At 42.5% G+C, this 19,844-nt stretch carries 18 protein-coding genes and 1 other annotated feature (1 of these 19 only partly in view); of the genes, 2 read left to right on the top strand and 16 right to left on the bottom strand.

Going from position 1 to position 19,844, the window contains the following annotated elements:
- Nucleotides 1-140 (bottom strand) — a binding site (T-box leader); it reaches 83 nt to the left of the window's first position.
- A gap of 133 nt (nucleotides 141-273) precedes the next feature.
- Nucleotides 274-465: a hypothetical protein gene (locus ES017_RS04595; RefSeq protein WP_021093856.1), complete on the top strand. Its 192-nt coding sequence runs from the start codon at nucleotides 274-276 to the stop codon at nucleotides 463-465.
- Here ES017_RS04595 and ES017_RS04590 read toward each other — a convergent pair.
- The 8 genes from ES017_RS04590 to hemA form a co-directional block, all read right to left on the bottom strand.
- Nucleotides 450-1,364, bottom strand: coding sequence for a protein kinase family protein (locus ES017_RS04590; RefSeq protein WP_021093855.1), 915 nt, complete (start codon nucleotides 1,362-1,364; stop codon nucleotides 450-452). The genes ES017_RS04595 and ES017_RS04590 overlap by 16 nt on opposite strands.
- 9 nt (nucleotides 1,365-1,373) lie before the next feature.
- Nucleotides 1,374-2,291, bottom strand: a complete 918-nt coding sequence (locus tag ES017_RS04585) for a LysM peptidoglycan-binding domain-containing protein (RefSeq protein ID WP_021093854.1) — start codon at nucleotides 2,289-2,291, stop codon at nucleotides 1,374-1,376.
- An 87-nt stretch (nucleotides 2,292-2,378) separates the two neighbouring features.
- Nucleotides 2,379-3,674, bottom strand: a complete 1,296-nt coding sequence (gene hemL / locus ES017_RS04580) for a glutamate-1-semialdehyde 2,1-aminomutase (RefSeq protein ID WP_171334821.1) — start codon at nucleotides 3,672-3,674, stop codon at nucleotides 2,379-2,381.
- On the bottom strand, nucleotides 3,674-4,657 hold the full coding sequence (gene hemB, locus ES017_RS04575) for a porphobilinogen synthase (RefSeq protein WP_171334820.1): 984 nt from the start codon (nucleotides 4,655-4,657) through the stop codon (nucleotides 3,674-3,676). Before hemB ends, hemL begins: the two co-directional genes overlap by 1 nt.
- Complete coding sequence (locus ES017_RS04570) at nucleotides 4,650-5,399, bottom strand: uroporphyrinogen-III synthase (RefSeq protein WP_021093851.1); 750 nt, start codon at nucleotides 5,397-5,399, stop codon at nucleotides 4,650-4,652. Before ES017_RS04570 ends, hemB begins: the two co-directional genes overlap by 8 nt.
- Nucleotides 5,400-6,326 (bottom strand): hydroxymethylbilane synthase, encoded by a 927-nt coding sequence (hemC, locus tag ES017_RS04565; RefSeq protein WP_035062873.1) that lies wholly within the window; start codon nucleotides 6,324-6,326, stop codon nucleotides 5,400-5,402.
- Between the two features lie 21 nt (nucleotides 6,327-6,347).
- Complete coding sequence (locus ES017_RS04560; protein WP_009361764.1) at nucleotides 6,348-7,163, bottom strand: cytochrome C assembly family protein; 816 nt, start codon at nucleotides 7,161-7,163, stop codon at nucleotides 6,348-6,350.
- A gap of 12 nt (nucleotides 7,164-7,175) precedes the next feature.
- Nucleotides 7,176-8,510, bottom strand: coding sequence for a glutamyl-tRNA reductase (gene hemA / locus ES017_RS04555; protein ID WP_171334819.1), 1,335 nt, complete (start codon nucleotides 8,508-8,510; stop codon nucleotides 7,176-7,178).
- 176 nt (nucleotides 8,511-8,686) lie between these two features.
- Between hemA and ES017_RS04550 the strand changes: the two genes are divergently transcribed.
- Nucleotides 8,687-9,160 carry a LiaI-LiaF-like domain-containing protein gene (locus ES017_RS04550; protein WP_021093848.1) on the top strand — a complete coding sequence of 158 codons (474 nt, stop codon included), beginning with the start codon at nucleotides 8,687-8,689 and terminating at the stop codon, nucleotides 9,158-9,160.
- Nucleotides 9,161-9,198: 38 nt separating this feature from the next.
- On the opposite strand, the gene yihA is transcribed toward ES017_RS04550, so the two are convergent.
- The 8 genes from yihA to leuC form a co-directional block, all read right to left on the bottom strand.
- Nucleotides 9,199-9,780: a ribosome biogenesis GTP-binding protein YihA/YsxC gene (gene yihA / locus ES017_RS04545; RefSeq protein WP_021093847.1), complete on the bottom strand. Its 582-nt coding sequence runs from the start codon at nucleotides 9,778-9,780 to the stop codon at nucleotides 9,199-9,201.
- The gene (lon, locus tag ES017_RS04540) at nucleotides 9,777-12,101 is read right to left on the bottom strand and encodes an endopeptidase La (protein ID WP_171334818.1); all 2,325 of its coding nucleotides are present in this window, start codon (nucleotides 12,099-12,101) and stop codon (nucleotides 9,777-9,779) included. The genes yihA and lon overlap by 4 nt, the downstream gene beginning before the upstream one ends.
- 113 nt (nucleotides 12,102-12,214) lie before the next feature.
- Complete coding sequence (lonB, locus tag ES017_RS04535) at nucleotides 12,215-13,873, bottom strand: ATP-dependent protease LonB (protein ID WP_026011512.1); 1,659 nt, start codon at nucleotides 13,871-13,873, stop codon at nucleotides 12,215-12,217.
- 107 nt (nucleotides 13,874-13,980) lie between these two features.
- Nucleotides 13,981-15,243 carry an ATP-dependent protease ATP-binding subunit ClpX gene (gene clpX, locus ES017_RS04530; protein WP_009361770.1) on the bottom strand — a complete coding sequence of 421 codons (1,263 nt, stop codon included), beginning with the start codon at nucleotides 15,241-15,243 and terminating at the stop codon, nucleotides 13,981-13,983.
- 196 nt (nucleotides 15,244-15,439) lie between these two features.
- Nucleotides 15,440-16,726, bottom strand: coding sequence for a trigger factor (gene tig / locus ES017_RS04525; protein WP_009361771.1), 1,287 nt, complete (start codon nucleotides 16,724-16,726; stop codon nucleotides 15,440-15,442).
- 101 nt (nucleotides 16,727-16,827) lie between these two features.
- A complete protein-coding gene (locus ES017_RS04520) occupies nucleotides 16,828-17,748 on the bottom strand; it encodes a DUF3196 family protein (RefSeq protein WP_171334817.1) in 921 nt (306 codons plus the stop codon).
- 83 nt (nucleotides 17,749-17,831) lie between these two features.
- Nucleotides 17,832-18,416, bottom strand: a complete 585-nt coding sequence (gene leuD, locus ES017_RS04515) for a 3-isopropylmalate dehydratase small subunit (protein WP_009361773.1) — start codon at nucleotides 18,414-18,416, stop codon at nucleotides 17,832-17,834.
- Between the two features lie 12 nt (nucleotides 18,417-18,428).
- Nucleotides 18,429-19,844, bottom strand: coding sequence for a 3-isopropylmalate dehydratase large subunit (leuC, locus tag ES017_RS04510; protein WP_171334816.1), 1,416 nt, complete (start codon nucleotides 19,842-19,844; stop codon nucleotides 18,429-18,431).

The following is a 19,844-nucleotide window of genomic DNA, read 5'->3' as shown; positions in this document are numbered from 1 at the left end:
GCCGGCTTCTTCTACTATCGTTCAAAGAAGCAGCTCCGGGGCGACCTTCCGACGACCACAAACCTAGGAAATCTCGCAGCTATTGATTTCCCTCTCTGCAAGGCGGGTTACGCCGTACTCTTCCCTATCTTCGCTTTTTTCTATTCATACATAATACTATATAAAAATCATACGAATCGTCAATAAGGTTTGCCACATTTTCACTCTTTTATACATATGATAAAAAAGAAAAGCCCCTCGAAGGAGCAAAACGTGTAAAAAGGATGTGAGCATATGCGTAAACGTTACAATCCGTACGCTTGGCCACCGTGGCTTAGAAAACTTCGCTTTATTGCTGAACAATGCATCATTCCGATTACCGTTGTTCAAGCGATCCGTACCGTTTTATTTCCAACAACAATCGACGTTATTTTACTCGCTATTTTCATTTTTCTTTCATTCGCTTTACATTACGATTGGATTTGATTTGTTTGCTTTTCTTCTTCCCACTTTCCGATGACATATTCGATGTTTTTCATTTGCCAATACGCTCGTTGCCAAACAGCTGTCATTTGTCGATGATGTCGCTGTTGCTCGTATCGATGAATGAGACGAACAAACCGATATGGATCCACAAGTAAATGAAAAAATAAAAGTCGCTCATCTTCTTCAAGTGCTAATGTTTGTTCATATTGTGAAAGCCATTGTACAGCGTCATCACATGTCATCGGATACGTTTGCAAATATTGTCGAAAAAATAAAAGTAAATCATGAAATGGAGGCGCCCAGCGCGCTTGTTCAAAACTAATAAAATATGATGTTCCGTCGTCTCGCTCGACGTAATGTTGAAACGATGGACGACCGTGAATATAACAAATGCGAACCGTCTTTTTTTCCCGCATTCGCTCGCGCCACTCATTTAACGTATGTTCAGAAAATGTAATGGCGCGCATGATGTCGAGGAAATGAGTGCAACATTGTAGTTGAAACGGAGACATATACCATTGTTTTTCACATGTTTCTATATAATGAGTCAATGTTTTTTTAGCGTCCTCAAGGGAAAGTTTGCGTTCTTCGTAATACCGCTCAATTTCTGTTTCAGTCGTTTGTATTTCTTTTAACGAATGTTTATGCCATCGTGCCAAATCGTGAAAAAACGACGACCCCGGATCCGTTTTTTCTTTTAGCCACGGCATAATATAGTACCATTGCCCATCTCGCTTTTTCGTTTCATAAATCGGAATGGCGAGCGGTATGCGTAAGCGATGGGCTTGCTCAATCGCCTGCCAATGTGCCAAAGATTTCACTCGTTTAAGCGCATATGTTCCATTTGTCGTTTTCCATCTCTCTACATTCTTATGTTGTTGCACCGTTTGCATCATCATGCAACCCTTTTACACTTTACTTGGCGTTGGAATGTATAACAACTGACCTTCGTGTATATCCGCACCGCTTTCTAAATGGTTTGTGCGCAACAACTGTTGGACAGATACATCGTATCGCTCGGCAATCTTGTCCAACGAATCACCTTGTTGGACAATACAAATTTTTAAACGAGCAAACGCCTGTTCTTCATTTTTGCCGAATAGCTTTGTTAAGTACAAGGCGTTTTCATTTCGTTTTTCGTTTGTATCTCTCCCTTTCATTTCAAGTTGAAACGGTTGTTTTTCTTCTTTTTGTTCTTCCGCTCGTTCGACTTCACCGTCATCTTCTACTTGCTCATGTTGAAAAGACGGTTCTTCTACTTGTTCGCTTTCTTCATGAAACATATAAAATTTCGGAACGTTGACGATACTCCCTTGTTCTTCTTCTGTTTCTTCCTGTTGATATACTTCTTCCCGAGCAACAGCTTCAAACGGCTCGAAATCGTCTACGTTGTACGGCTCCCATTCGTCATCTTCGCGATCATGATCCATTTGAATGCCGTGAATCGCTACTTCTGCAATGAAACGTAATTCATGCTGCCTTAAATCATAATCGAACGATTCAATCATTACATATACTTGTTCAATGTCATCAATTCGCTCTTTCGGTACGGTAACGTCGATCGGGAATTGATGCAAAAATTCACCAATTTGTTCATCATTTATACGTACATGTTCCACATAGCGAACCGCTTCAAACGGTTGATCGACGTCTTCGTCTTCTTCTCGTTTCGTATATTCTCCCGATAACTCTAGCACACCGCGAATATACACATAATCTTCTTGTTCCTCAATCGTAATCGTCGGCTGTAGCGAAATGGATAATAATTGATCAACGTGATGTTCACGTCGAAAGGCAATCGCTTCTTCAATTGAAAAACGCAACATGCTCATCTCTCCTTCAACGTCCAAGTCATTTCACATTACTATGGTTATGAGAAGAAAAAAAGAAGTATGCATAAAAAAAGCGATGCCCTAGAGGCAATCGCTAATTTTTGCAAACGCACGTCGCGCTGCTTCAATTGTTTTCTCAATATCTTCATCTGTATGCGCAGTGGACAAAAACATGCCTTCAAACTGCGATGGCGGTAAGAAAATGCCTTCATTCGCCATTTCTTGATAATAGCGAGCAAACAAGTCTAAATCGGATGTTTTCGCTGTTTCATAATTGATGACACGCTCATTCGTAAAGAAAATGCCGATCATCGAGCCCGCTTGGTTAACTGTATGTGGGATGCCGTACGCTTTTGCCGCTTCACTTAGTCCTTCCGCTAACCGATTCGCTTTTTTCTTGAACGTTTCGTATGTCTCTGGCGTCAATTGACGCAACGTTTCATAACCTGCTGTCATCGCCATCGGATTTCCTGATAACGTGCCCGCTTGATAAATTGGACCGCTTGGCGCAATTTTCTCCATAATATCAGCACGACCACCGTATGCGCCAACTGGTAGTCCACCACCGATCACTTTTCCAAGACATGTTAAATCAGGAGTGACACCATAATATCCTTGACCGCTATAATAATCGACACGGAAGCCAGTCATGACTTCATCAAAAATAAGAAGTGCACCGTACTCGTTCGTTACATCGCGCAAACCTTGCAAGAAACCTTGTTCTGGCGGAACGACTCCCATATTTCCAGCAACAGGTTCCACAATGACCGCCGCAATATCTTCTCCAAACTTTTCAAACGCATAACGCACGCTTTGTAAATCGTTGTATGGTACAGTAATCGTATGTTGGGCGATCGTTTCCGGCACCCCTGGGCTATCCGGCAAACCGAGCGTCGCTACACCTGACCCCGCTTTAATTAAAAGCGAATCGCCATGTCCGTGATAGCATCCTTCAAATTTGACGATTTTATTTCGGCCTGTGTAACCACGCGCTAACCGAAGGGCGCTCATCGTCGCCTCCGTCCCTGAACTAACCATGCGAATGATTTCAATGGACGGCATGCGTTCCATCACAAGTTTAGCGAGTTCATTTTCGATTAACGTTGGAGCACCAAAGCTTGTGCCCGTTTCCGCTACCCGCTTTAGCGCTTCCACAACTCGATCGTTCGCATGTCCTAAAATAAGCGGACCCCACGATAACACATAGTCAATATATTCATTGCCGTCAACGTCGTAAATTTTTGAACCTTTTCCGCGCGCCATAAAAATCGGATCCATTTTTACTGCCCGAAATGCGCGCACTGGGCTGTTTACACCGCCAGGCATGAGCTTTACCGCTTCAGCATATGCCGCTTTGGAACGTTCATAGCTACGCATTATTTTTCCTCCTTTAACCAGCGAGCAACATCTTTAGCGAAGTACGTTAAGATGACATCCGCCCCTGCTCGCTTCATGCTCGTTAACATTTCGAGTACAACCGCTTTTTCATCAATCCATCCGTTTTGGGCGGCTGCTTTCACCATCGCATATTCTCCGCTGACGTTATAAGCAACAATCGGCAAATGGAAATGATTTTTTAAATCGCGAATAATATCTAAATACGATAGTGCCGGTTTTACCATTAGAAAGTCGGCTCCTTGTTCTACATCTGCTTGCGCCTCACGAAACGCTTCTAACCGATTGGCAGGATCCATTTGGTACGTTTTACGGTCGCCAAACTGCGGCGCGCTATGTGCTGCATCGCGAAACGGGCCGTAAAATGCAGAAGCATATTTGACCGCATAAGACATGATCGGGACATATGTAAATCCTTCTTCATCTAACGCTTGCCGAATCGCTGTGACAAACCCATCCATCATATTGGACGGTGCGATGATGTCCGCTCCGGCTTTCGCTTGACTTACTGCTGTTTTCGCTAACAATTCGAGCGTATCGTCATTAATAATCGTCCCGTTTTCTACGATACCACAATGGCCATGGCTCGTATAATGGCATAAGCACGTATCAGCAATAACAACAAGTTCAGGAAACGCATCCTTTATCGCACGAATAGCACGTTGAACGATGCCGTGCTCACAATATGCTTGCGAAGCGATGTCATTTTTTTCATTTGGTACACCAAACACGATAATGGAACGAATGCCTAAGTCAACAGCTTCGCTCACATCTTCAAGCGCATAATCGAGCGACTGCTGATACACACCAGGCATGGATGGCACTTCATTTTTTATTTTTTCTCCTTCGATGACAAAAATCGGATAAATGAAATCTTCCGTATGAAGATGTGTTTCACGTACCATAGCTCGCAAATTGGCCGTTTGGCGCAAACGTCGATGACGTGCAAATTGCATATTATTCACTCCTTGTAAAATATTGATGAAGTTGTTCAACCATCTCGTCGATTGTATATGTATGTGGACAAACGTGAACAGGAAGTCCAAGCTGAAGTGCAGTTTGTTTCGTAATCGGACCGATACATGCGATTGTGACGAAAGACAAGTCAACGTTTTCCCCTGCGATCGCTTGTGCAAAACTATGTACCGTCGATGAGCTTGTAAACGTGATCGCATCAATCATTCGTTGCTGAAGAAAATGAATGAGTTGTGGTTTTGCTTCTTCGTTGTATGTCGTTTCGTATACAATCCAATCGGTCACGTTCGCTATGTTGCTTAATTGCTCGCGCAACGTATCGCGCGCTAAGTTTCCTTTCACAAGCAAAACGCGCGCATGCGCTGAAAGCAACGGCTTTAACGCTTCGGCCAAACTTTCAGCCACAAACTCATTTGGAATCAAATCAACAACGACGTTTCGTTTTTGCAATGCTTTTGCTGTTTTTTCTCCTACCACTGCCACTTTTGGCCACGTTGACGGCTTCATTTCGCCAATGTGCTCGAAAAAGTATTTGACGCCGTTTTGACTCGTAAATACGATCCAATCAAACGTATGCCACTTATGCAACAATTCCTGATTCGTCTGTTCCGCTCGTACGATGCGAATTAACGGCAGTTCCACAGGAATCGCACCGTATCGTTCTAACGTTTGCGATAACGCTTTTGCTTGCGCTTTCTCGCGCGTCACAAGCACCCGTTTCCCCCGAAGCATTTACCCCAGCTCCTTTAACACACGTTCAATGAGCTGTTTCGCTCCTCGTTCGATTAATCGCTGTGCCGCCTCCATGCCTACTTCTTCTGGTTCTGTTCCTCGCACAACTTCTTTTAACACTTCTGTTCCGTTCGGCGTCGCAACAAGCGCTGTAAGCACGACGATCTCCCCATCCACGTACGCATACCCAGCCACAGGAACTTGGCAACCGCCTTCAATGCGCTGTAAAAATGCGCGCTCTGCACGAACAGCGCGTTCTGTCTGCTCGTCAGTCAACTTGTTTAACCAGTGCAATAACTCTGCATCATCTTCTCGACATTCAATAGCCAACGCCCCTTGTCCAACAGCTGGAACACATATGTCAGTCGGCAAATATTGTGTCACTACTTCTTTCGCCCAGCCCATGCGATGCAAACCAGCAGCTGCTAATATAATCGCATCGTACTCATCTGTTTGTAGCTTTGCTAAACGAGTATCGATGTTGCCGCGAATCCATTGAATCTTCAAGTCTGGGCGGACAGATAACAGTTGTGCCGAGCGGCGTAAACTGCTCGTTCCAACAATCGCTCCACTTGGCAATTGTTCAAACGGAATATGCCCTTTCGAAATAAGCACATCGCGATGATCTTCACGCTTCGGCACACATCCGATCATTAATCCGTCAGGTAGAACGGCCGGCATATCTTTCATACTGTGAACCGCAAAATCAATTTCGCCATCTAGCATCGCCTGTTCAATTTCTTTTACAAACAGCCCTTTGCCTCCGACTTTCGATAACGTCACATGTAAAATTTGATCGCCTTTTGTGACAATTTCTTTTACTTCAAATTCAAATGGCGCACCGAGCTGTTTCAGTTGCTCGATGACCCAATTCGTCTGGGTTAACGCTAACTTGCTTCGGCGCGAACCAACAATGATTTTTCTCATCATGCTTTCCTCCAACAGTCGTTAAAAGTGAAATTGCGATAACGTGCCAAACAAAAAGAAATTAATAAGCAAAATAAGAAACGATCCGATATTCCAAAGCGCCATTTCTTTTCCTTGTATCCCTTTGACAGCTCGCTTATATAAATAAAAACTGTATGTTGCAAATACAGTAAACGAACCGAGCACTTTTGCGTCATATAAAACGAAATGATCTACTTTCATGTATGCCCAAACAATACCTAAAATTAAACTTAATAATAAAACTGGCACACCGACGCCGTTTAACACATAAGAAAGATCGTCAAGCTTCGCTAAGTCGCCGAGTCGCCATAACCGTTTTCCCCATTTTTTTTTCTTTAATAGCTCATATTGAAGCAAATATAAAAGCGAAAACATAAATGAAATCGAAAATGCTCCGTACGATAAAATGGCCATCGTAATATGGATAAACAATAGCTCTGACATGAGTTGTTCAGCAATGCCAACGGTGTACGGCGTCGGTGCGAACGTATGCAATGAAAGAATAAAAAACGCTAATACGTTTGTAAAAAAGACGAGGAAATCAACGCGTAGCCATCCGTTAATCGCAAGCGATAACGTAATTAGTAGCCACGCATAAAACGACAGCCCCTCCGCAAGCGTTAAAACAGGAAATCTTCCTGTTTCGACCATTCTCGCAAAAAAGAAAAATGTTTGCATCCCCCAAACAATAGAAAGCAACCCGAAAGCAATACGGTTTGCCTTCCGGTTGTGGTGAAGAAAATCAATAAAATAAAACAAAACGGACGATGCATGTAAAAGAAGCGAGAGTTCGTACCATCTCGTCATGTCAAACATATATGATCTTCCTTACGATTGAAAAGATGGTTCTGTTGCTCGCTCGTGAACACAGCTCATCTCTTTTTGTTGCTGCTTCACTTGTTGTTCAATATTGAAAATTTTCATAAACAACTGAAGCGCTTCTTCTGCATTGTCCTCTGCAGCCAATTCTTTTGCGCGCAAAATCGGATCGCGCAACAATTGATTGACGATGCTTTTTGTATGTTTGTTTAATACTTTTTTATCTCGTTCTGATAAATGTGGCAATTTTCGTTCTAAACTTTTCATCGTTTCTTCTTGAATGAGCATCGCCTTCTCGCGCAAAGCTGCAATAATAGGAACGACACCAAGCATATGCAGCCATTGTTGAAACTCGTCCATTTCCTCAGCAATCATGCGCTCAATTTGCTCCGCTGCCTTTTTTCGCTCCGCCAAGTTCGCTTCAACAATATCTTGCAAGTCGTCAATGTCGTATAAAAAGACGCTATCTAATTCAGCAAGCGCCGGGTCTAAATCGCGTGGTACAGCAATATCAATCATAAAAAATGGACGACCTTTGCGCATTTTTTCAATCACTGCCATCGTTTCTTTTGTGATGACGTATTGCTTTGCGCCCGTCGAACTAATTAAAATATCCGCTTCTAACAGCGCACATTGCAATTGGGATAACGGCTTAGCATCCCCATTAAATCGTTCTGCAAGTTGTTGCGCCTTTTCAAACGTGCGATTCACAACTGTCACACGTTTGACGCCGCTTCCGTACAAGTTTTGCAACGCCAATTCTCCCATTTTCCCAGCACCTAAAACGAGCACATGTTTATTTTTCAAATCGCCAAAAATTTTTTTCGCAAGCTCGACAGCTGCATAGCTAACAGAAACCGCATTTGCACCAATTTCTGTTTCTGCATGTGCGCGCTTCGCTAACGTAATCGCTTGTTTAAATAGCTGTTTAAACACCGTGCCTATTGTGTTTTCTTGCTGTGCTAAAAGAAAACTTGTGCGCACTTGCCCAAGAATTTGCGTTTCTCCTAAGATCATGGAATCAAGACCGCAAGCGACGCGGAACAAATGCTCAATCGCTTCACGCTCTTCATAAATGTGCAAATACGGAACGATTTGTTCTTTATCGAGCCCAAACCAATCCGCTAAAAATGTTTTTATATAATAACGCCCTGTGTTCAGCTGATCGACAACCGCGTAAATTTCCGTGCGGTTACATGTCGAAACGATGACGCTTTCTAACATACTTTTTTGCTTTTGTAGCGCTTTCATCGCTTCAGCAAGTTCCGTTTGATTAAACGTCAACTTCTCACGAATTTCGACAGGGGCTGTACGATAGTTTACGCTGACAACGACGACATACATTCCCATCACCCCGAATTTTAAAGTCATCTCATTTCATTATAGCACGTCTATTTTGTTTTTTCCTTATAAAGTGTGAATACAATTTGACAACTTTCGATCTTTCTTAAATGCTGTTCATTTAGTAAACTAGTGAACAGATGCTGTTTTAAGTGTCGCACGGAATTGGGGGATTTTCAATGAAAAAACGTGGTATTTTTTCCGGCATTATTTTGATCGGTTTTGGAACGTACTTTTTACTAGAGCGATTTTCACTTTTTCCGTCTTTCCATACGTGGCCAACATTGCTGTTTATTATTGGCATCGCTTTTTTAGGCCAAGCGTATATCGGAAAAGACTACTCCGCTATTTTGTCCGGTGTGGCGTTTACTGGGATCGGCATTCATTTCCATCTCGCTTCACGCCTTTCAGCGTGGCCAGATGATGTAAGCGTGTTGACGCTCATTATCTCACTCGGGTTGTTGTTACAATATGTAAAAACAAAGCAAGCATTGCTTCCTACCATTTTATTGTTTGCGCTATCCATTATTTTTTTATTTTCACATCGGCTTCAACAAGTGTTTACGTCCGTGACATTTGATTCACTCATCCGCATTTGGCCGATGGCGTTCATTTTGCTCGGATTGTACTTATTGTTCGTAAAAAAGGGGTAAATATGCAAAAATGTGGGTCATTCACCCACATTTTTTATTTACATCCATTTTTGTAATGCACCCCATGCTTCATCTTTCCCTTGACCTGTCTCTGCAGAAAAAATAATGAGTTCGTCATCTGGAATAAGGCGCAATGTTTCTTTGGCGACCTTCGCATGTTGTTGCCATTTTCCGCGCGGAATTTTATCCGCTTTCGTCGCAATGACGAGCGTTGGAATGTTGTAATGCTTTAAAAACTCATACATCATCACATCATCTTTCGTCGGGGGATGACGCAAATCAACGATCAACAATGCTGCTTTCAATTGTTCGCGCGTCGTAAAATACGTTTCGATCATTTTTCCCCACGCTTCCCGTTCTGTTTTTGATACTTTCGCAAATCCATATCCCGGTACGTCGACGAAGTATAACGCATCATTAATTCGATAAAAGTTTAATGTTTGTGTTTTCCCCGGTTTAGATGATGTGCGCGCAAAATTTTTTCGGTTAATCATTTTGTTAATAAATGATGATTTTCCGACATTGGAGCGCCCAGCAAGCGCAAACTCAGGGAGTTGGCCTGCTGGGTATTGTTCTGGCTTCACAGCGCTAATGACCATTTCTACGTTTGTAATTTTCATTTTTCTCCACCTACCAAAGCATGTTCAAGTACATCATCAATATGTGAAACGAGAACAAACTGCAATTGTTTTTTTACGATCTCTGGAATATCTTCTAAATCTTTTTCGTTTTCTTTCGGTAAAATGACTTTCTTTAATCCGGCGCGATGAGCGCTTAATACTTTTTCTTTGACACCACCAATGGCAAGTACACGACCGCGCAACGTAATTTCTCCCGTCATGCCGACAAAACGGCTGACCGGTTTCCCTGTCAAAGCAGAAATCAGCGCTGTTGCCATCGTAATCCCTGCAGATGGACCGTCTTTTGGTACCGCCCCTTCTGGCACGTGAATGTGAATGTCTAGTTTTTCATGAAACTCCGGATCAATCCCCAATTGTTTTGCTTTCGAGCGAATGTATGTAAATGCTGCTTGGGCAGATTCTTTCATCACATCGCCTAATTGACCGGTAAGCGTCAATTTTCCTTTTCCAGGAGCAATCGATACTTCAATCGCTAGCGTATCTCCACCAGCTGCCGTATATGCAAGCCCTGTCGCTACGCCGACTTGGTCTTCGCTCTCCGCCTGTCCGTAATGATATTTCGGTTTTCCTAAAAACTCGCTCACATTTTTTTCTGTAATAACAATTCGTTTTCGCCCTTCTGATACGATTGTTTTCGCTGCTTTGCGGCAAATGGAAGCGAGCTGACGTTCTAAGTTGCGCACACCTGCTTCACGCGTATAATAACGAATGACTTGCATGATCGCATCATCGCGCATATGAAGCATTCGTTTTTGTAATCCGTGCGCTTCCATTTGTTTTGGCAATAAATGTTCTTTTGCAATGTGCAACTTTTCAATTTCTGTATAACTTGGAATTGTAATAACTTCCATGCGATCTAATAATGGACGCGGGATGGTTGCGAGCGTATTCGCTGTCGCAATAAACATGACTTTTGATAAATCGTACGGCTCCTCAATGTAATGATCGCTAAACGAATGGTTTTGTTCTGGGTCCAATACTTCCAATAACGCCGCAGACGGATCGCCGCGAAAATCGCTTGACATTTTATCGATTTCATCAAGCAAAAATACAGGGTTAATCGTTCCCGCTTTTTTCATTCCTTGAATAATCCGACCTGGCAAAGCACCCACGTACGTGCGACGATGACCGCGAATTTCCGATTCATCACGCACTCCACCGAGCGAAATGCGAACGAAATGTCGATTTAACGTTTTCGCAATGGAACGAGCAAGCGATGTTTTCCCAACCCCCGGTGGCCCAACTAAACAAAGAATCGGTCCACGTAATGAATTGGTTAATTGTTGAACAGCTAAATATTCCAACACGCGCTCTTTTACTGTTTCAAGCCCATAATGCTCTTCGTTTAAAATTTTTTCTGCCCGATGAATATCGTGAATATCTTCTGTTTGTTTCGTCCACGGCAACGCAAGCAACCAATCTAAATAGTTGCGAATAACCCCGCTTTCAGCAGAGGCAGCTGGCACTTTTTCATAACGCTCTAATTCTTTTAGCGCAGTGGCTTTCACATGTTCTGGCATCCCTGCTTGTTCAATTTTTTCGCGCAACAAATCGATTTCGCCCGCTTTTCCTTCCTTTTCGCCGAGCTCTTTTTGAATCGCCTTCATTTGTTCGCGCAAATAATATTCTTTTTGCGTTCGCTCCATTGATTGCTTCACACGCTGGCTAATTCGTTTTTCTAAATGTAAAATTTCTTTTTCATTATGAAGAATTTGAATGATTTGATGGACGCGTTCTTTCACATCCACCGCCTCAAGCAACCGTTGTTTTTCTTCAAGCTTTAACGGCAAATGGGAAGCGATAATATCGGCCATTCGTCCCGCTTGCTGAATGTCCATGACAGACGTATAAATATCTGCGGACAATTTTTTAGATAGCTTTATGTACTGCTCAAAATATTCGAGCATTGTTCGACGCAACGCTTCAAACTCTATATTTTCCTTTTCGTTATCAACAAACGGTTCCACTTGCACGACATAGCACGGCTCTTCACTTACCCACTTGACTACTTTTCCACGTGATACCCCTTCCACTAACACACGAAACGTTCCGTTCGGGAGCTTTAACAATTGCTTCACGCGTGCAATCGTCCCCATCTCGTATACATCTTCAAGCTCTGGATCATCAATTTGTACATCTTTTTGTGACGTTAACAACACGAGATTTTCTTCCACCATCGCTTTTTCCAACGCTTGTACTGATTTTTCCCGCCCAACGTCTAAATGCAACACTGTCGTTGGAAACACAAGTAATCCTCTTAACGGCAAGAGTGGAATGACTTTATTTTTCTTTCTCGCCACAGCCCCGCACCTCCATCATACTTCTATTGCCCTATTGTATAGTACATTATAGCGTTTGTAAAATCTTTCATCGTAAAAAATCGACTTCAACGCTCCGTTGAAGCCGATGGCTCTCACATTCGTTCTGTTTTTGGTAGATGATGACGCATCGGAACAGAACGAACATGTTCGTGAAATAAAAAGGAAAGAACATCACTAATATGATCAACAGGAACAATTTCAATGTCTGTCACTTGTCTTAAAATCGACTGCATATTGCCGCGCGGAATAATGACCGTTTTCGCTCCAGCTTGCTTAGCTGCCTTTACTTTCGGAAAAATGCCGCCAACAGGCTTCACGTTTCCATGTACACCGATTTCTCCAGTCATCGCTACGGTTGGATCAATCGGTAAACGATAAATCGCGGAGTAAATACCGATCGCCATCGCAACACCAGCCGAAGGACCATCAATCGGAACGCCGCCCGGAAAGTTAACGTGAATATCATATTGATCCGCAGGAACACCAAGTGTACGTAAAACAGTAATGACGTTTTCTATCGAGCCACGAGCCATACTTTTTCGCCGAATCGACTTTCCTTGTCCGCCAATTTGCTCCTCTTCGACAATGCCGGTCATATTGATCGTTCCCTTTTCTTTTGTCGGCAATACCGCAACTTCAATTTCTAATAGTGCTCCGCTATTTGGCCCATAAACTGCTAATCCGTTTACTAATCCGACTTTTGCTTCTTGCCCTACTTTTTTCTCATATCGCGGCGATAGTTGGCTCGATTGAATCACCCATTCAATATCTTGACGCAAAATTTTAGACCGTTTCTCCGAAATGACGATTCCCGCTGCAATTTGTAGCGTATTGACCGCTTCTCGTCCATTCCGAGCATACATCGCAAGCTCATCAACTGCTTGTTCCTCAATTGGAAGGTTTACTTTTTCAGCGGCCTTTTTCACAATTTGGGCAATTTCTTCTTGCTCTAACTCCCTAAAAAATACTTCCATACAGCGCGAGCGAATGGCTGGCGGAATTTCATTTGGCGTTCGTGTCGTGGCGCCAACAAGTCGAAAATCAGCTGGCAATCCGTTTTGAAAAATGTCGTGAATATGGTTTGGAATATTCGGATTTTCTTCGCTATAATATGCGCTTTCAAAAAACACTTTACGGTCTTCTAACACTTTTAACAGCTTGTTCATTTGAATTGGATGCAACTCGCCAATTTCATCAATAAATAACACCCCACCGTGAGCATTCGTTACTGCTCCTTGTTTTGGTTGCGGAATACCGGCTTGTCCCATCGCTCCTGCTCCTTGATAAATCGGATCGTGTACAGAACCGATAAGCGGATCAGCAATACCGCGCTCATCAAATCGAGCAGTCGTTGCATCTAATTCAATAAATACAGCATCTTTTCGAAATGGAGATAGTGGATTTTTTTTCGCTTCTTCTAATACGAGGCGGGCAGCTGCTGTTTTTCCGACACCAGGTGGGCCGTAAATAATGACATGTTGTGGATTCGGTCCACATAATGCCGCTTTTAATGCTTTCATTCCATCTTCTTGGCCGACAATATCATCAAACGTTTTTGGACGCACTTTTTCAGCAAGTGGTTCTGTTAATGAAATGGAACGCATTTTTCGAAGTTGTTCCATCTCTTTTCGTGCTTCTTTATCAATTGAAATTTTTTGTGTGCGTTGACTTTTTAATAAATTTAAAAAGTAGAGGCCGATAATGATCCCGAAAAACAACTGAATAAGCAGCGCAATGTTTGTCCAATTCATGGCCGTTCCTCCTGCATATGTATTGTACGCATAGTATCTCCGAGCAAAGAAGGAAATAAACAAAAAAAGATCGACTTTCCGATTCGGAAAATCGACCTTTTTTTCATTTACGCTGATGTTTTTCGTTCGTACTCAACAACCGTTCCGTCGTGTAAAATGAGAAGCGGCGCTTTTTCTCCGCGTACCGTCTCTGCCGTAATGACGCATTTTTTCACATCTTCACGCGACGGTAATTCAAACATGACATCAAGCATAATCCCTTCAATAATAGAGCGTAGACCGCGCGCTCCTGTTTTTCGTTCAATCGCACGTTTTGCAATTTCACGAAGTGCTTCTTCTTCAAATTCAAGCTCGACATCGTCAAGTTCGAGCATTTTTTCATATTGCTTAACAAGGGCATTTTTCGGCTTCACTAAAATATCAACAAGCGCATCTTCATCGAGCGGTTGTAAGCTCGTAATAACCGGAAGACGTCCAACAAACTCTGGAATTAATCCGAATTTTAATAAGTCTTCTGGCAACACTTTCGACAGCAAATCTTTTTCTTCAACTTCCGCCTGTACATCTGAGCTAAAGCCGATCACTTTTTTCCCGAGACGACGTTTAATAATTGGCTCTAAACCATCAAACGCCCCACCACAAATGAATAAAATGTTCGTTGTATCAATTTGAATGAACTCTTGATGCGGATGTTTTCGTCCGCCTTGTGGAGGCACGCTCGCGATTGTTCCTTCTAAAATTTTCAATAGCGCTTGTTGCACACCTTCTCCCGATACGTCGCGCGTAATGGAAGGGTTTTCTGATTTGCGCGCAATTTTATCGATTTCATCGATATAAATAATTCCTTTTTCTGCACGCTCAATGTCGTAATCTGCCGCTTGAATAAGCTTTAATAAAATGTTTTCAACGTCTTCTCCGACATATCCCGCTTCTGTTAGCGATGTCGCATCAGCAATTGCAAACGGCACGTTTAAAATGCGAGCAAGTGTTTGAGCTAGTAATGTTTTTCCGCTTCCTGTCGGCCCAATCATTAAAATATTGCTTTTCGCTAATTCGACATCATCAATTTTGCTGTTTGAATTAATGCGCTTGTAATGGTTATATACCGCTACAGAAAGCGCTTTTTTCGCTTCGTCTTGCCCGATGACGTACTCATCTAAAATTTCGCGAATTTCCTTTGGCTTCGGTACGTCTTTGAACTCCACTTCTTCTTCCGATCCAAGCTCTTCTTGCACAATTTCTGTACACAATTCAATACACTCATCGCATATGTATACACCTGGGCCAGCAACAAGCTTGCGCACTTGTTCTTGCGTTTTGCCGCAAAACGAGCATTTCAACTGCCCTTTTTCATCATTAAATTTAAACATGATTTCACCCCTTATTTCTCTACTATCATATGTACACGAAAAAGAAAAAACGTTATGTATTCGTCATTTTATCATAAATCTTTAAAAGTATGCCAATAAAAACGCAAATGTGCGCGAAAAGTTAGAAAACTTTTATTACTGCAACTATATGTGGAAAGAACAAGGCACGTGATGCACCTTGTTCTTTCTCTTCTCATTATGCAACAACTTTGCTGTTTTCAACAAGGAAATCGATTGCTTTGCGCATTTTTAAGTCTTCTTTTAAGCCATCTAATGTACCTAAAAGCTCTTTTAACTTATCGACCGATAAGCTGTAAAGGTTCGCCATTTCCTCTAGTTCTTTTTCTACTTCTTCTTCTGTTACGTCAATGTTTTCTGCTTTGACGATCGCTTCAAGCGTCAATGTGACGCGAACACGTTTTTCTGCTTCTTCTTTCATTTGTTCACGAAGTGCCGCTTCATCTTGTCCAGAGAATTGATAGTATAAGTCAAGGTTTAACCCTTGCATTTGTAAACGTTGCTCAAACTCGCGAATCATGCGGTCTGTTTCGTTTTTCACCATCACTTCTGGGATGTCCATTTGTGCGTTTTCTGTTGCTTTTTGAACAACTGCATCGCGAAGTGCCGCTTCTGCTTCTTCTTTTTTCTCTTTTGTTAAACGCTCTTTAATTTTTTCTTTTAGCGCGTCTAATGTTTCTACTTCTTCATCTACGTCTTTCGCAAACTCATCATCAAGCGCAGGAAGTTGTTTTGTTTTAATTTCGTGCAATTTAATTTTGAACACAGCTGGTTTACCAGCTAATTGCTCTGCATGATATTCTTCTGGGAACGTCACTTCAATGTCTTTTTCTTCCCCAGCTGTCATGCCAATTAATTGCTCTTCAAATCCTGGGATGAATGTACCTGAACCGATCACAAGAGAATAGTTTTCTGCTTTTCCGCCTTCAAACGCTTCGCCATCAACGAACCCTTCGAAATCGATGACGACTGTATCACCGTTTTCTACTGTTCCTTCTTCTTTCACAACGAGCTCTGCATGACGCTCTTGCAAACGTTTTAATTCTTGTTCGACGTCTTCGTCAGTTACTGTATCATCTAATTTCTCTACTTCAAGCCCTTTGTATTGACCAAGCGTCACTTCTGGCTTCACAGTCACTTTTGCAGTGAAAATCAAGCTTTTTCCTTTTTCCATTTGCTCCACGTCGATTTCTGGACGATCGACTGGCTCAATGCCTGTTTCTTCAACAGCTTTTGCGTATGCCTCTGGCAATAAAATATCTAACGCATCTGCGTATAAAGATTCAACGCCGAAACGTTTTTCAAATAAAGAGCGAGGAATTTTTCCTTTACGGAATCCTGGAATTTGTACTTTTTTCACTACTTTTTTAAACGCTTCATCTAATCCTTCGTTCACTTTTTCAGCGTCTACTTCTACTGTAAGAACGCCTTGATTGCCTTCGAGTTTTTCCCATTTCGCCGACATGCTTATTTCCCTCCAACTTCAAAAATTCATGTAAATGAACTACATATATGTAGGCATACACGGTTTTATGTGTAATACAACCACTATATTATACCATACAATTATATACTTTCAACAGAGAGCCACAATTTTTCTGCTTCATAAAGTTTGGCAACGAGCGGATTTGTCCATACCGTTTGTCCCGTTTCACATTGCTCAACATATGTGTATAACGCATTTGCCCATTGTTGTGCGGAACCTTCTGGAAGAAACGGGTATGTCACAAACATGTAACGAAGCCATATTTGTTCACACCATTCATACATCGTTGGATTTTGTATCGCCCACGTTTGTTCGATGATATCAAGCACTTGTTCTATCCAATGCTTTTGTTGTTGTTCATCGAGCTCAGCTGGAACGACCGTCATCGTTTGCCCAAATTTTTTTACGGTCATCGGCTCCGTCACTTGTTCTTTCCTTAATATGTGTAACATCGTCGTTTTTACAATTGGATGTTTCATTTCATCGTGTAAATAGCGAGCAAAAATAGAAACAAGGTGTGGAACGGTGCGCACATCTAATTGGTGAAGGGTGCGTAGTTGTTTCGTCCATTGATCGCTTTCGAAAATCGATTCGTATTGTTTTGAGCGTTGTTCGTGCCGAGACCGAATCATTTTTTCACTAAACTGTAAAAGCGGTAAAAACGGTGTGCAATCCATTCCTTTTCGCTGAAGTTTATGAATGACTGCGACAACTTCATCGTATTGTTGTAAATGGACGAGCATAGAGATGTATACCGTCCAATCCCCTCTGCCGCGCTCTAACAGTTGCTCACATCTTTCTTTTGCCTCTTCTACATGTCCCATTTCAAATAAACAGACGACAAGTGCCATTTCTACATCATCATCGTGAAGTTGCAGCTCTTTCAATTGTGTCAAATACGTATACGCTTCTTTATATCGCTTTTCTTTTAACGCATTCATCCCTTCTGTTAACAACCGTTCTTTTACATATGGATGCGGAACGACTTTTCGTTTTTTCATATTCGTTCACCTTCGTTTACATTTGCCTTTTAGTTTAACAATGTTTTTGACCAAACTCAACGAAAAACGCCCTCGACGAATCGTCAAGAGCGTGCTTTTTCATAGGCGATAATATATGGTTCATAAACGAACGTTAAGTCGATTTCGTCCCAACCTTTTAAAAGAAGCTGTTTTCGATACGGGTCAATATCAAACGCGCTTGTAAATCCTTCGTCATCAAAAACGACTTGTTGTTCAAGGGAAATAGTCAGCTCATAATCTGACCGCTCCGCTTGTTTTAATAAATACACGACATCTTCTTTTGAAAGTTTAATTGGAAGTAAACTATTTTTTAAACAGTTGTTATAAAAAATATCCGCAAAGGAAGGAGCAATGACAGCACGAAACCCGTAATCAGCAAGCGCCCAAGGCGCATGTTCACGCGATGAACCGCAACCAAAATTTTCATTTGCCACTAAAATCGTTGCTCCTTCATTTTCTGGGCGATTTAACTCAAAATGCGGGTTTGGTGTCCCGTCTGGAAGATAGCGCCAATCATAAAAAAGAAATTGGCCAAATCCTGTGCGCTCAATTCGTTTTAAAAATTGTTTCGGAATAATTTGATCCGTATCCACATTGGCACGATCTAAACCAGCGACTTTTCCTTTATGAATAATGAATGGTTCCAACGCGTCTCCCTCCTATCGTACCGCTTCTTTATACAATGTGCGCACATCAACAAAATGTCCATAAATTGCCGCCGCAGCTGCCATCGCTGGACTAACGAGATGCGTACGTGCCCCTTTTCCTTGCCGTCCTTCAAAATTGCGATTTGACGTTGAAGCACAATGTTCTCCTGCTGGCACAGTATCTGGGTTCATACCAAGACACATGCTACAGCCGGAATCGCGCCATTCAAAACCTGCATCAATAAATATTTGAGCAATGCCTTCTTCTTCCGCTTGTTTTTTCACTTGTTGTGAGCCCGGAACGACGAGCGCCCTTACACCCGGTGCGACTTTTTTTCCTTTCACGATTTGTGCCGCTTCTCTTAAATCGCTAATGCGTGAATTCGTACACGATCCGATAAACACATGTTGAACAGCAATATCCGTCATTTTCGTTCCTGGCTTTAGTCCCATATATTGCAAGGCTAACTGCACTGCCTTTCTCTCCGTTTCGGTCGCAAACTCTTCTGGATAAGGGACGGTTCCATCAATTGGAGAACTCATCGCAGGCGTTGTCCCCCATGTAACGGTTGGAGCGATTTCACTTCCATCCATATGAATAACACGGTCATATACCGCTCCTTCATCTGTGCATAACTGTTTCCACTTTTCAACAGCCTGTTCAAACGCTTCTCCTTTTGGAGCATATTTTCGCCCGCGCAAATATGCAAACGTTACATCATCCGGAGCAATTAACCCTGCGCGCGCGCCTGCTTCAATCGACATGTTACAAATCGTCATCCGCTCTTCCATCGACAAACGACGAATAACATCGCCTGTAAACTCAAGCACATACCCCGTTCCGAAATCAACACCAAACTTTCCGATAATCGCTAAAATGACGTCTTTTGCTGATACACCCGGTGCCAATGCACCTGTGACGTTCACTTGCATCGTTTTCGGGCGGTGTTGCCATAACGTTTGCGTCGCCAACACATGTTCGACTTCACTCGTGCCGATTCCGAACGCTAACGCTCCAAAAGCGCCATGTGTTGACGTATGACTATCCCCGCACACGATTGTTTTTCCCGGTTGCGTCAATCCAAGTTCCGGACCGATGACATGTACAATGCCTTGTTCTGGACTGTTTAAATCGGCAAGCGGAACGCCGAACTCACGACAGTTCCGCTCCAATGCCGTCATTTGATTTCTTGCCACTTCATCTTCAACGACGAATCGATTGATCGTTGGAACGTTATGATCCATCGTCGCAAACGTTAAATCTGGGCGGCGCACTTTTCTTCCTTTTTGCCGCAATCCTTCAAACGCTTGCGGCGATGTCACTTCATGAACGAGATGTAAGTCAATATATAATAAATCTGGCTTCCCATCTTCACGGTACACAACGTGCTCATCCCAAATTTTTTCAATAATCGTCTTTGGCGCCAC

The sequence above is a fragment of the Anoxybacillus sp. EFIL genome (assembly GCF_013096955.1).
Lineage (GTDB): Bacteria > Bacillota > Bacilli > Bacillales > Anoxybacillaceae > Anoxybacillus > Anoxybacillus ayderensis.
This window is presented reverse-complemented; position numbering and strand designations above follow the sequence as displayed.